General features: G+C 43.4%; 8 protein-coding genes. 4 read left to right on the top strand and 4 right to left on the bottom strand.

What is annotated here, in order from left to right:
• The first annotated feature begins 18 nt into the window (after positions 1-18).
• The 3 genes from ACX6CI_RS16620 to ACX6CI_RS16610 all read left to right on the top strand — a co-directional run bounded on the left by ACX6CI_RS16620 (position 19) and on the right by ACX6CI_RS16610 (position 10,186).
• Positions 19-795: a hypothetical protein gene (locus ACX6CI_RS16620; RefSeq protein WP_458774771.1), complete on the top strand. Its 777-nt coding sequence runs from the start codon at positions 19-21 to the stop codon at positions 793-795.
• Positions 796-1,017: 222 nt separating this feature from the next.
• A complete protein-coding gene (locus ACX6CI_RS16615; protein ID WP_458774770.1) occupies positions 1,018-1,479 on the top strand; it encodes a hypothetical protein in 462 nt (153 codons plus the stop codon).
• A gap of 19 nt (positions 1,480-1,498) precedes the next feature.
• Positions 1,499-10,186 carry a tandem-95 repeat protein gene (locus ACX6CI_RS16610; RefSeq protein WP_458774769.1) on the top strand — a complete coding sequence of 2,896 codons (8,688 nt, stop codon included), beginning with the start codon at positions 1,499-1,501 and terminating at the stop codon, positions 10,184-10,186.
• Between the two features lie 188 nt (positions 10,187-10,374).
• Here ACX6CI_RS16610 and ACX6CI_RS16605 read toward each other — a convergent pair whose 3' ends face one another.
• The 4 genes from ACX6CI_RS16605 to ACX6CI_RS16590 all read right to left on the bottom strand — a co-directional run bounded on the left by ACX6CI_RS16605 (position 10,375) and on the right by ACX6CI_RS16590 (position 13,864).
• Positions 10,375-11,661 carry a cyclic nucleotide-binding domain-containing protein gene (locus ACX6CI_RS16605; protein WP_458774768.1) on the bottom strand — a complete coding sequence of 429 codons (1,287 nt, stop codon included), beginning with the start codon at positions 11,659-11,661 and terminating at the stop codon, positions 10,375-10,377.
• Between the two features lie 322 nt (positions 11,662-11,983).
• The gene (locus tag ACX6CI_RS16600; protein WP_458774767.1) at positions 11,984-12,595 is read right to left on the bottom strand and encodes a DUF1294 domain-containing protein; all 612 of its coding nucleotides are present in this window, start codon (positions 12,593-12,595) and stop codon (positions 11,984-11,986) included.
• 25 nt (positions 12,596-12,620) lie between these two features.
• The gene (locus tag ACX6CI_RS16595; RefSeq protein ID WP_458774766.1) at positions 12,621-12,860 is read right to left on the bottom strand and encodes a hypothetical protein; all 240 of its coding nucleotides are present in this window, start codon (positions 12,858-12,860) and stop codon (positions 12,621-12,623) included.
• 257 nt (positions 12,861-13,117) lie between these two features.
• A complete protein-coding gene (locus ACX6CI_RS16590) occupies positions 13,118-13,864 on the bottom strand; it encodes a hypothetical protein (protein WP_458774765.1) in 747 nt (248 codons plus the stop codon).
• Between the two features lie 428 nt (positions 13,865-14,292).
• Here ACX6CI_RS16590 and ACX6CI_RS16585 point away from each other — a divergent pair, with 428 nt between their 5' ends.
• Positions 14,293-14,505: a hypothetical protein gene (locus tag ACX6CI_RS16585; protein ID WP_458774764.1), complete on the top strand. Its 213-nt coding sequence runs from the start codon at positions 14,293-14,295 to the stop codon at positions 14,503-14,505.
• Positions 14,506-14,518: the final 13 nt, after the last annotated feature.

Below are 14,518 nucleotides of genomic sequence, written 5' to 3'. Positions count from 1 at the left end.
TCCTCAAAAAGGCCACTTATGCACAGATATCAATTACAATTTGTCTTTGTAGTGTCACTTTTTCTAGTTGCATGTTCAACACCGCAAATTGAAACACAGCAAGAGCAAGTACATTACTCAGAGAATACCATTGAGATAGTACAAGTCAGAGAAGATCAATTTATAGGCAGTCCTGAAGGGAAGAATAAACCTCCCTATATGTCTTCGCCCATCAAAGACTTCAAAAATATAGTCATTAGTGGGATATATAAGTCTCCGTATCACGGATATGAATTAGCCGTACCTTTGGTATTTGGATCTTATAAAATTAGTGTACACCAGGCATTAGTCTCAAAACGACCGGATGGTACTCCTATTACAAGCCATGTACTATTTATTCCCCAGAAAGGTTCTGGTGTTGCAGCTCTTGTTGTGACAAGACTACGTGAAGATCGACCGAAAGATGCAGCTTCCGTCCTACGTCGTTTTAAACCTCAAAGTGAGCAGGAAGAGCAAGCTTTAGAAAAACAGGGAATTCTGTATAAATCGTATCAAGGAAAACATGGGGAGATCTTAGAAAGAGAAATTAAGAATCGATTGTTCTCAGACTATTTTCCGTATCGTGTTCATACTGATCGTTCGTCAGAAATGAAGTCACTTGGAATATCAAGGTTTTTTGTTGTTGGAGACTATTTTTATGAGTTCACAGTACTTCTTCTTAGAAGTTCAGTTGTGAAAGAAGGTGAATCATTTCATGATGTTGCTCAAAGACAGCTCGATGTTCTCACAACTGGAATTATTAAATATGCTGATTAAATCAAGTCAGAATAACAAGCTTTGTCCTCATCCCCCCGCAGTGATAGGAAGTTCCCGGCGGGCGGATTGGCTTTTGTACCGGATGAATATGCATCTCAAACCTTAATACTATCTGCATAGGCGATATACATGTCGAAAATCAGAATGAAACAAACAATCCCGTCGCCCTTTAACATTCGATGTTTTTTGAAACGGCTGCTACCATTATTGGGGGTACTTATAATGATGACCACATCCGGCTGTGCAAACAGTGATTACAATAATTATTCGGTGCCTGGAAATCCGAATTTATCTGATTATTCAATAAACTTCCACATAGACAGGGGTGTATTGGACTCCGGCACATATATTTATGGGCCCGAGGGTAGTAAGGCTCGGTACATAAGTGGATATACAGGACATCAGTCGTTTTATGATTTAACTCTTGACCTTAAATTTACAGATGGTCGTGAATATCATGAAAAAATCGAGATAAAGCTGCTGATCGAAGAAATGGTCAAAAAATATAAAATACATGATTTGAGTGAGGATAAATGGGGGGGGATGACCATACTAGAGATCCGGATAAAAAGCGACAATCTGATCATTAGCTACATAGTCAGTGAACGGATAAAAGAGGAAAATCCGATAAGGGTGTTTTCAAAACGATATTATTATCCTCTCTTTGAAAAGACTTTGGATTAATACACTTGAGGACTGAATTGTGGGTATAGTCAAAGATGTAACTCCAAAACGCGATCTTACTGATCAGGAATTGAGACAGTACGATATAGTTCATGAGGAGGTAAGCCAGCTCGACACCTCCGATACCTTCGATAGCTCTGACCCCAACCAACGTCTATTCTTTTTTTCATTTGATGGTACCCGCAATGACCGCGACAGCACTGATCCGGATACAGTTTATACAAACCCTGCTATACTTCAGAGTTTGGTTCCGAGGTCAGATAACGTTGGATCGGAATATATTCGTGGGGTAGCAACCCAAACCACAAACGTTATTGACGAAGCATATAAGTCCGCGACCGGTGATGAATGTGAACAAAGAGCAGAAGATGCATATACTTTGTTCTGCGAGAAAGTAAAAATATGGCAAGATGAAAACCCCAACGTTGAAGTGCATCTATCAACAGCAGGTTTTAGCCGGGGCACCGCATCTCAAAGACATTTTGCCAATTTAATACAGCAACGTGGGTGCCCTGATCCTGATGGTGAGGGGTACCTTATTCCACCAGGAGGTGTTCACCAGGATATCATGCTGATGTATGATTCTGTTGTTACATATGAGGAAAACCTTTTGCTAGCCATTCCTCCAAATGTGACAGCCCTACATTTTACTGCAGAGCACGAGAATAGAACCAGTTTCGACTTAGCTAGTATTACCGATCCATTATTTCCAAATGATCCAGGAACCTTTGAGATATGGCTCCCTGGTTCCCATTGTGATGTTGGTGGTGGATGGGACTATGATGGCTTGTCTGCAAGATCTCTTGCACTCGGTCATCAGGCATTGGAACTTATGGGAGTGCCAGTTAAAGATATTCCTGAGGGGAATACCCCCTCTCCAGAAAACATAACAATCCATGATTCAGGAGTAATGTTTGAGTTAGATACCCTTGAAGAAATGATATTTAATCTCGGAAACATGGAATTTGGGGAAAGGGAAGAGTTTGTTCCTGGTAACCCAGAGCGATTTGCACAGCTCCCCAGCGAAGTTCAAGAAGCGGCATTAAAGCGTGCAGAAATAGAACACCAAAAAGAAGTAGAATTAGCAACCGACATTCGTCAAGCAGATCTCAAAGTCATGGGTTCCCAAAACGAATTCGAAGACGCAATAGACTCTGGAGATGGTATAAGTATCGCTCAAACAGGAATCGACTATTATTCTGCCTTAGATGATAGGTCAGACTTGAATGAAGATAACTATAATGAACAGACTGAAGCGGCACTGGACATTGTAAGTAGCGGTATAGGTCTCGGCCAATCTATAGATAGCGGCGACGAATGGGGGATTGCTGAAGAATCCCTTAATTTACTTAAAGATATAGACAACTATCTGCTACAAAATAATGGTCAGGTTTCCGTCCCTCTGAGTGAAACATCAAAAGTACTGGGATTGGGCGCTGCTGGGATTAATTTTGGCAGGGCGATAGACTCCGGTGATGATATGAGCATCATCCAATCATCGGCAGACCTTCTTGAAGGGATAGATAATTATTGCCAGGGTGGAACCGCCGCAGGCACTGCTTTTGACGAAGCAATAGGAGTTGAAGCAGGCAACACGGGCGCAGCTTTTAAAGGTATTGCTTCGGCTGCTGGCCTTGCTATGAACATCGCTAGTATGGATGATGTCTTTGAGTCCGGTGATGCGGGCGATATCGCCTATTTAGCTGCCAGCACAACGCATAATGCAATTAACACCTATAATGCTGTCGCACAATTCAGCAGCTTGAGTCAAACCACAGGTAACTGGGTTCCTGGCCTAGGGTTCGTTGCCGCAGGTGTATTACTTGCTCAAGGAGATGTTGTTGGGGCTGCTTTTAGCGCTGCTTCTGCAGGGGTGGCAATGGCTGTTGCTGCTGGACTGATGACTACTGGAGTTGGTGCTGTTGTTGGTTTAGCGATAATGGCTGTTAGTATGCTCATCAGCGACGACGATCCCCCCGAAGCAACGGCATCGTTTACCCTTGATGAGAACGGCAATGTGGTAATGGATGTGGGTGGTGATAGCGAGATGCAGGATTCTGCGCAGGCGCAGGGTAGTGCCTTACTTAAGGTGATGCAGGACTACAAGAATGGTGGTGGTAGACTTCTCATTGATGGTCACCTTCCGAGTTTTACCGTTACCCAAGGAGAGGGTTCATCGCTTAACTACCATAGCGAAACAGGTGGTAAAGCTGCCGTTAGATTCGATGACAGCGTCAGTCAGACAATCCAGCTCCGTGGAGTGCTCCTTGCCCGTGACCGTGGGGAACGGTTGGATAGTGCAGTGAAAGTCGCCACAAACAGTTCTGGGGATATCGACGTATCTCAGATAGACCAGATCATGGCTGGACATGGATTTGTCAAAAAAGGAATTACCTACACCTACGGTGAAACCACAGAACGTCACGGCACCACCTTTGGTAGCGGAGTGATGGTAGGAGGTGGTAACGTGGGCCCTGAAGGGCAGCATTTCACTGCCAAATCCAGTGATTTTAAATCGTTGCCCCTGCGCACCAGTCCATTGCCATCACAACAGTTGGGAGAGATCAACCGCGTTGTCAGCTTGAAAAATGTTTTTTCTGGGGTCGGCGCTGAACTGCTGGCCATGGCACTGACCGTTCCAGGTGGGTTACTTGCCCTCGCATCTGAGGTTGAAGGTGCTGAAACTACAATAACTGAAACCGACAGCGATTATATTAAACCTCTTGATGCAGTTGAACTGGCAACATATCTTCGTAGTATTGAAGATGTTGCCCAACCTGCAAATGGTGCTGGTGAGGAAATGGAGCAGCTGCCACTTCCAGCCATTGATAGCCCCGAGCAGATGCAAGAATTCCTTTCTGACCACTGGTCTGATCTGCTCATGGATAATTCTATAATCCCTGGCTTTCATCCCGACTCGGCTTACCATTACCGTGAGAGCCTCAGTTATAATGGACTTTTCACAGACGGCTCAACCATTCCCCTTGCTCTTTGGGATGACGATGGCGATGATGATGACGATTTAGATGGTATCGGCTCGCTACAAGATACAGAGGTTGGCAACACTCAATCTGTAGATATTGCAGCGGAAAGTTTTACCGGCCGTCGCCTGACAGGAGATGAGATCCCCGAGGAACTTGCAGGGATACAGGAGGGAGCAGTATTTCTGATGGCAGAGGATTCGATTCTGAGGTTCTTACCATCTGAGCTTTATGAAAATAGCGGGACAAGCAACTATTCTCTCTTTGAGGAGACCTATATCTTTGTCGGTTTTGGTACGGCAAACAATGGCAGGGTCTGGCAGGATGACAATGGTGATCTCCGCTTTGAACCTCTTCCAGGTTTTGTTGGAACCAGCTCCTTTAGCTACACCCTTAAAACACCAGATGGCCAGTTGGTTGAACAGGTCGCAACGGTGGTGGTCAAAAATGTTAACGACGCGCCGCAACTCACAGATGATAGCTACACTCTTATAGAAGGGGAAGCACTCTACCTCGACCGGCTGCTCAATAACGATTCTGACCCAGAGGGAGACACCCTGGAGTTTGATCACTTCCATGGTCTTGAACATGGCTCGCTCTCACTTATAGGAGGCAGGCTGGCCTTTGTGCCGGAGGAGGGATACTTCGGCGATGTGGCGTTTTCCTATTGGGTTCGAGACCATGCCACCAGCTATCCTGTTATGGCCCAGGTGAATATCCATTATGTTGATAGCAACACTGGCGCGCAAACTGGCGATGACCATTTCATCATCCTCGAAGAAAATAGCTTAACAACCAGTAAAGATAAGCTTTTGTCAAACGATGTGGAGCACGACGGGGAAGCAATTGTATTTACTGGTCTTGGCGCAGCGGTCCACGGAGTTGTTACAGAAGCAGCTGACGGCAGTATCGTCTTTACTCCCGAACCCGATTATACCGGTGACCAGGCTGGTTTTTATTACAATGTCGAAGATGCATCTGGTAATTCATCCACTGGCTGGGCTGGTGTAGACGTTCTGGATGTACGGGAAGCCCCTGTGGTGGTCTCGTCCAGCCATGTAGCCATTGCAGAAGATGAGATTCTCCCGTTTACCTCGGAAGAGATCGCAACCTTTGTCTACGACCCCGATGGAGATGATCTACACTTTGATTTCATAACCAATGTAACAGGTGGAACCATCAGTTTTACTGGAGGTATCTATGTATTTATTCCAGACGCTGATTATTCTGGTCGTGCATCCTTTGACTGTCAGGCAAATGATAACCACCGGGGTGTGGTCAGTGGGCATCTTGAGTTTGATATCACCCCTGTAAATGATGCCATTGACACCGGAAGTGACCGTTTAACCACCCTGGAAGAGCAGGCAGTAACGACCACGGTTACCGATCTTACAGCAAACGACACTGATGTTGATGGTGCTGTCATAGACTTTGTCTCTTTAGGAGCTGCGCGCAATGGTCTGGTGACTATGGATGGAGCAGGCAACATAACCTTCACCCCCGATAGTGACTACGCTGGAAGTGATGCTGGTTTTGAATATATTGTAAAAGATAGCGAAGGCCTTGAATCCACCGGCTGGGTGGAAGTGGAGGTTACCGGAGTAAATGATACTCCTCTAGTGGCCAAGACACAGCTGACTGTTAATGAAGATATTGTTCTCACCTTTGATCAAGACCTGCTTAAAACCCTCTTTACGGATGTAGATGGCGATGTTTTGAGTATAACAGCTATTCAAGCCCTTGAGGGAGGTTCAATACACGAAGAGTCAGGGGTATATTCTTTTAGGCCAGACGGTAACTATAACGGTGATGGGCAAATTCGCCTTACGGTAACCGACAATATGGGGGCTGTGGCAGAATCAACAGTCTCTTTGGATATTTTTGCTGTAGATGACCTTGCAGAAATGGGTCTTGATACGCTGACCACAACTGAGGAACAGGCGGTAACAGTTACTGTTGCTGAACTGCTTGCAGCGGGTACTGATGTTGATGGAGCACTTACTTTTGCGGGCCTCGGAGATACTGAACACGGTACCGTTTCTCTTTCGAGTTCAGGCGAAATCACCTTTGTTCCTGACCCAGATTATTATGGTAATGAGGCGGGCTTTAGTTACCGCGTGCTGGATGAGAAAGGTGGCGAGACTACCGCCACGGTGACAGTGGAAGTTACAGGAGTCAATGATCCACCAACTATTATATTGGGTAGCATTGAGGCCAGCGAAGATACTCCTATTATTTTTACCCAGGAGACAATAACAAAATTCATCAGTGATCTTGATGGTGATACTATCGTGCTGACAGACCTTCAGCCTGCTGGCGGGACTGTGAGCCAGTCTGGCGAAATATATACCTTTACCCCCCAGGCCAACTACCATGGGCGAGCCATTCTTTCCTACACCGCAACTGACATGAATGGAGGAACAGTGAGCGGTAACCTTGATCTTGATATCTTATCCATGGATGACCCAACCTCTTTTGGAGCGGATGTTTTTACCACACAGGAAGAACAGGCTCTCATTACAAGCGTGTCTGAGCTCATGGCAAATGATGCAGACGTCGACGGCAGTGGTGAACTGCAGTTTAAAGATCTGGGTGGTGCAAGCCATGGACAGGTGCAGCTTGGCGCAGATGGTTCGGTTACATTCACCCCGGAGGAAAATTATTTTGGCGAAGATGCAGGCTTTGCCTATATTCTAAGCGACAGTGAAGGACATGAGGCCGCTGGGTGGGTGTCGGTGAAGCTTTCGGCTGTAAATGACAAGCCTGAAATAACAGGCAACCGCATTGTGATACAGGAAAATGAATCACTCACCTTCAACCAGGAGGAATTGAGTAAGTTTATCTTTGATCCGGACGGCGACCTTCTTTCCCTTGACGTTGTGACCAATGTTGAAGGTGGACGGATGGAGCTGAGTGGGGGAGTATATACCTTTATTCCTGATGCAGATTTCTATGGAGAGGCATCACTTGAATACCTTGCAACAGACAGTGAGGGGGTGGAGGCTCCGGGGACACTGTATATTGGGGTCAAACCTGTCAACGATCTGCCCACTGTAAGCTACAGTTCTGGTAGCGGATTTGAAGATAATGAAATTTTATTTAACATAGCAGACCTGATGAGTGGTGCCACGGATGTGGAAGATGGCACCAACCTTCGTTTTGATGGAATTGATAGTTCTCTAAATGGTGATGTGTATGTCGACTCTGACAACATTGCCCATTTTGTCCCCCATAAAGATTATTTCGGTAGCGGTTTTTTTCGCTATAAGGTGCTGGACAGTGAGGGGGGCATCGGCCTTGGTTATGTGGGGGTTGATATAACCGGTGTAAATGACGTGCCGGTCGCCCTGGATGATGAAAAGATTCTTGCCTGGAGCAATAACTCCTATGAGAACGTCTTTCTCGCAGCGACCTTTCTTGATAACGATTATGACGTTGATGGAGATACTCTTTCTATCACTTCCGTTAGTGGTGCAGAATTTGGCACCGTCTCAGTTGATGCTGCTGGTAACATCCACTATATCGCGGGCTCAGATAACTGGGTGGGGGTAGACAGCTTTACCTACATTCTCAGTGATGGCCAAGGTGCTGCCTCCCAGGCGGTTGCGGAAATTGATGTGAAACTCAACACATCGCCGGATGTCTACTCTGAGATCATTGAGACCCAAGAAGATTTTATCTCCTACATATCGCAAGCTGAACTCTTGGCCAATGATTCAGATATCAACGGTGATACCATGTATATCACTGGTGTGGATCAGGCAGAGCATTGCAATGTAGAGCTTATAGCTGACGGCAGAATACGCTTTACCCCAGAACTTAACTATAATAACCTCCATCCTGGCCAGGCGAGTTTTAGATATACGGTGACCGATGGTATTAGTGATCCTGTCACTGCAGTTGCTCTGTTTGATATTGATCCAGTAAACGATGCCCCTATTCTGGTAGCTGAACGTATAACAGGGGCCGTTGAGGATAATTCGTTTTCTTTTCTGACAACTGATCTTCTGAGTAATGATAGCGATGTTGAGATGGACTCCCCATATGAAACAGATTCCATATCCTTTGATACTGCCTGGGGTGCACATAACGGAACACTCAGTTACAACGAAGCCGACGGCAAAATATATTACAACCCAAATCAAAATTTCAACGGTGTTGAGACCTTTAGTTATAGAGTTGTTGATTCCCATGGCGCAGCTACAACCATCCAGTCCGAAATATATGTTACACCCGTAAATGATAAACCTTTTGCTGAGTCGAAGATTGGAGATCCTGCTGAAGAAGTTATAGATAACTATTATAGTTTTTCCAGCTTACTTACTAACGCTTACGATGTGGATGGTGATAGTCTTTCCATTACTAATGTCCATAAAATTAGCGGTAAGGCGAATGTGACAACATCAGGTCAAAACATTTTGGTAATACCTGAAGAAGGTGCGAAGAGTGTAGTTGTCGGCTATACCGTTTCCGATGGCCATGGAGGTGAGACCGACAGTACACTCACCATCCCTACCATCCTTGAACACAACTATGCACCAACGTTTTCAGGGGTATACAGTATCGGCTGGAAAAATAGCTATACAGTCTGGTTCAACTTTCACGCAGAAGACAAGAATGGAGGGAACAGTTGGGGGAATTATGGTGATATCGCATCAATTAGTGCCTCTGCACCAAACACCGGCTCTGTAACTCAGGATGGTTCGAACATCGGAACTGGTACTTTCAAGTTTAAAGGTGACGTTGACAATGCAGCCCTGACTTTGACTGTTGCCGACCAGGCAGGAGCGACCGGTACCATTCGAGTAACCCTATCTCATTTAAATAAAATTGATGGTACTTACCACTATAGCCCTGTGGTCCTTGATTTAGATGGCGATGGTGTTGAGTTAATCGATGTTGCTGCAGGAGTTACCTTTGATTGGAATCTTGATGGTACGGCTGAGAAAACAGGCTGGGTGGGTCAGGATGATGGTTTTTTGGTCTACGATTACGATAAAGATCAGGCTGTACATTATGCCAATGAACTAGCGTTAAAAGAATACAAACCGGGTGCAAATACGGACCTTGAGGGTTTGCAGGTCTTTGACACCAATGAGGATGGCGTATTTGACCAACAAGATGATGAGTGGAATGTTTTTGGTATCTGGCAGGACAAAAACAGCAATGGTGAAACAGATGCAGGTGAATTTTTAATCATGGATGAAACAGATATTACCTCAATTGAACTGCAAAGTGATGAAGAGTACAGAGAAGAGTCTGGCAATGTTATTTATGGAGAAACAACGTTTCATAGAGAAGATGGTAGTGAAGGTGATGTTGGTGATGTAGGGCTCACCGGTGAAACTATTGAGTTCACCCAAGTAGACAATATACTGGACGAAGAGACCCCGTATGAGAGCGATTCCGAAGACACTAAAGAGCAAACGTCCTCCACAGATTTAACCACTTCTGAAGCAACACCACTTCAAACCGATGAATCAGTGGACATAACTCAAAACTCTATAACAGAGAACACTGAACCCAACAATGTAGAGTCAAGCAGCGACAGTGTTCCTCTGGATGAAACTGAATTAAATCGTCAGTTAAGTCAATTGCTCTCAGATATGGCCTCCTCAACTCCCGCAAATGGAACAGAAGATATTGTTTTTATCGAGCCCGCTAACGATGTGGACTATGTTGATGTAACAGGAGATGTTGATCAGGATGCACTGATGATAGCTTAATAGTTTAAGCCACATATCTATCAACTTAAATCAGTACTGTTCACCTTTAAACTACACGCCTTGTTCTTATGGAAAATGAACTGTACCCGGACAACAATTAAGTTCTATTAGGTCCCCCCCCCCGGCAAAGCTGGGGGAGCCTGCCTCTGTAGCGTTTCGGATTTTGCGACAGTCCGAAACGCTATTTTTTATACATTTAGTCCCTTTTTACGTTTTGATGATATTTTTTGAAAAATCTCTTTAATAATTGGTAGTTTTTCCAACTCATCACCAGAAATTCTACGGAGTACCACATCTGTATTAGCTACAATCGTAGCATTTCGTTTACGGTGATCAGAAAAATAGGCCATTTCACCAAAGACATTTCCGGCGGTTAAAGTCGTTATAAGCTTACCGTTTTTATCTATAGCGTTAACGCTACCATTATCGATGTAGTATACTCCATCAGGGTGAGCATCTATTTTGACAATTGTTTCCCCTTTTTTCTTCCACACCAGTTTAAAGCGATGTTCCCAATCTGTATCGATGACCAGTGTTTGATAAAAGTCGTAATCCATAGCCTTGAGCAGCTCATTTGAGAGGTGGAGGAGGCGGATTCCTATGGATTCAGACGTTGTCTGTCTGATCTTCATGCCAACGTTTTGAAAATCGTCTGTAGGGTAAGGAAAATTTTGAATGTATTCCAGCAATCTCTCTGAAGGCACATCCTTCTTACCGGTCATTTGAACAAAAAGTTCTTGGGTTTTATGGAGCCATTCACGTGCCGTTGGGTAGTCGGGTTGTATGCCTTGCAGCCTATTGCCACAGAAAAACTCTACTGCCTGATTTTTTTTCTCGATAAATTGGTCTAGCAAATCCCTGTCTACATCTATGGGGCAATTATTAATACCCGGTCTGTATATTGAGAAAACGTGGATCGGATGAGTAAAGTTTTTAGGAGTGATTTTTCCAATGGAGACTAAATGTTCTTTTTCGTCCTTCAGCCAGAAAGCGACTTCTCGGTCCATTAAGAAACTAACACCAAAATAACCGCAAAGTTCCTCTAATCTGCTTGCAACTGAAAAACTCGCACCAAATTGCATGGTTTTATTGCCGATTTGAGCTTCAATTATGTCTCCAGCGAAAAGCCCAATTCGGGTCTGCTGTATAACTTCCTTTTCTACAGCCTTGCTGATATTTATTGCAACTTTAATAGCTCTGTCGCAGAGGTCGGTCTTGCTTTCTCCTTTTTGTCTTTCAAAAATTGCCCTAGCCCCATCTCCTGCAGATGGTTCTATTTCTTGAAAAAATCTACTGTCTGTGTTGACGACTTCTTGTAAGTTTTTATGATAATCAACAGTAAAGTCTCTCACTTCACCCGGCCGCATATCAGCTGTCTTCTGTGAATAACGAACCATATCAGAAAGCAGAATGACTACCTTCTTTTCTGAATTGTCTGATTTTGATGAGATTGCGTTTTCAGTTGAGCTAGCCATCTTGTATCCACTCTTTGTGACAATAATTTAATGAAATCCAGTGATATGTGAGACCTGTTCTGTAAAGTATACAGATATCTTAGCGGAAGTGGAAGAATGGGAGGTGAAATAAAGGTATGATGTTCGACTTTTTAGGAATTGGGATAGGGGGGAGAGCTTTTATATGAATTGTTGTGTCACGTTGAATAGATCATGTACGGTACAATTTTAAGACTAGTGATTGACTTTTGTATTGTATCATTCACGCTCAGCGAGTCCGAGTGACCAACGAGAACGGTGTTAGGCGACATTCTAATTATTTGTATTTATTGTAGAAGTTTAATTATTGTAGTATGCTTTTGATCCACATTTGCCCATCAGATGTAGTGACCCAGTATAGAACACTACAATTCAATATTACTGTTACCCAGTATATAAACCGAAATGAAAATTTCTTTGATTTATGACGTAAGTACCCTTGTGCCATTGAAGCACCTGGCCAGCCGCCCAATAATGATAAAAAATGCAATGTGTTTTCTGGTGTTCTCCACCGATTATGTTGAGCTGCATTTTTATCTTTAGCATACATCACAAATGTCAAAACGCTAACAGTTAGATATATTCCAATAATTTCTATAGGTATTAGTTGCAAATTATAAAGAAGGTAAAGAGAACAAAACGCAACAACTGTGAGTATTAAAGATAAGCATTTTTGCCTAAGCTCACGACCATTATTTTTATGACCGCTAACTGGACGAGCATCAACCGCACACTTTCTTCCTTGTGGATCAGAAGATAAAAAATAATTAACATTGAGACCTTCATATGGTTTCTTATGTGCTTTGCTGTATTCAGTTATATGAATAAAGATATCTTTGCCACCAGATTTTGGTTTTATGAAGCCAAAACCCTTATCGTCATTCCATTTTTTTATTGAGCCGACTTGCATGTTCATATTTTAATTTACCATCAATGTTTTGTTATATATTTATATTTCCTTGTAAATATGTCGAGAACAACAATACAGCTCCACCTATTAGTTGAAGAAAGAATGGATTTTTCGCACTGCTCCAGTGAACAAATAGATATATTATTTGGAGTGGTGAAAGGAGTAGGCATCCAAGCCCCCAGAGCAAACTTGTTTTGAATGCCGCAATGAGAAAGCCAATACCACCAATAATGAAAATTACCAAACCTATTATAAATAATATATCAGCCATACAAATCCCCTGTTCCTATTTTAATATCCCAGCTTGCTACTGATTCAAATTGTTGTTTTTTCTTTGGTTCACAAGTAATTATACAGAAACTGCACAACATACATTTTGTAAGATTATACAGTTAGATAGTCGAAAGGTAATGTGACAGTCAAGGCAGCAAATATGCCAGAATTGTCCTCAAAATAAGATGGCCTATTATCCAGCGACACCATTAGTTTACACTGACTGCTTACTCATGCAGTCAGTGCAAAATGTAGTTAATATTTCTTAACCTCTTTTCGGCTTAGAGTTTTCCAAATGGTTGTGCCTGAGTACTGCTCGCAAGTAACAGGAATCACCTGTATATGGTTATGGAGGATTGTTTTGATTTTATCGTCGGTGATACGAATGGGGCTTTGGGGGGTCAGTGAGTTACCATTTTCATCGATAACATCTACAACATTGGGGTTCTCGCATAGTTTGCCGGCAGTTGTCTCTTCGCCTGCTCTGCCCATATGGAACCAACCTCTGAATCTTCCGTCGTTGCCCTCGATACGTAAACCAATTCCTGCAAGCGCTCCGATCACTCCATCTCCCGTTCCACCATGCTCAGACAGGTGGACGTGCACCTTACTTGCCAGGTTATAGGCCTTGTCTTTGTTTAATATTGTACATTTTGCCTGTCTGCCAAACTCGATCAGGGCGTCTTCATCCAGTTGGTCACTTTTCTCTGCTATGCAGAGGCCAGGATCTGATCCAGGTGCGGAATTATTTTTTAAATAATCAGAAGAAAAAGCTACGAGATCTGGAAGCAATGCTGGATGTATTGAGGCAGTAAAGCACATTGCGCTGTTGTGGGAGGTGTAGGGGATGTCGTCATGGTAATAGAGTTGATGTCTTGTGATGTTCGAGCAACTCTGGACAAGGTTACATTGGAGAAGTTCTTCGGTAAGATTTTCTGCGAGTTGGCCGGAGCCTATGCTCGTCGAATTGTCAGTGTCGTCTACGCTGAGATATATTTCCATTTTATCCTTTCTGGGTTAAATCTTGTCCCTTGGTATAACTCCGGTAAACGTGAAGAAAAGACGGGGGTAAATATTTTGAAGGTCTTTCTGAATCCGCTATCTGGAGATTAAATTTTGATATTAGTCTTCAATCAATACGCAGGTTCCTTGCTTGTTGTGATAATTTTCTCGTGTAAGGCATTACATAAAAAATGAATTTTCAATAAAACTCTGACCATGCCCTCTGTCAATATATGCCTTAGAATAGTGGGTATTTAAAACCTTAAATAACCTTAACTGACCTTAAATAACATTCGAAAGTTTGGAAAAATTGCTCCACTTGCCCTTGCCAACCGTTTTAATAGCACCTAAACTAAGAGTATCGGTTTGCCGATTAACTATTTTGTAACGACCAACTGCGGTTTTTAATATTTTCAGGAGGATAAACAATGGCAGGAAAAATATTTTATAGAGAACGATCAAAGGCAAAAGAAGGATCACGGACCCCAAGATATCGTATAGTTGCAGTAAGCGGACTTGACTTGAAGGTCTATGGAGCACATCTACGTAGAAAAGAAATAGAGCAGATTGGTAAGGAAACCAAGGCTGATTTGGTTCTTTTAAAGCGTGACAAGAAGTCTAAGTCTAAGTCCAACAAGTAATCACGTTTCATTC

The organism is Desulforhopalus glucosivorans (genome assembly GCF_054397165.1).
Note: the sequence above shows the minus strand (reverse complement) of the source record. Positions and strands in the feature narration are given on the sequence as shown.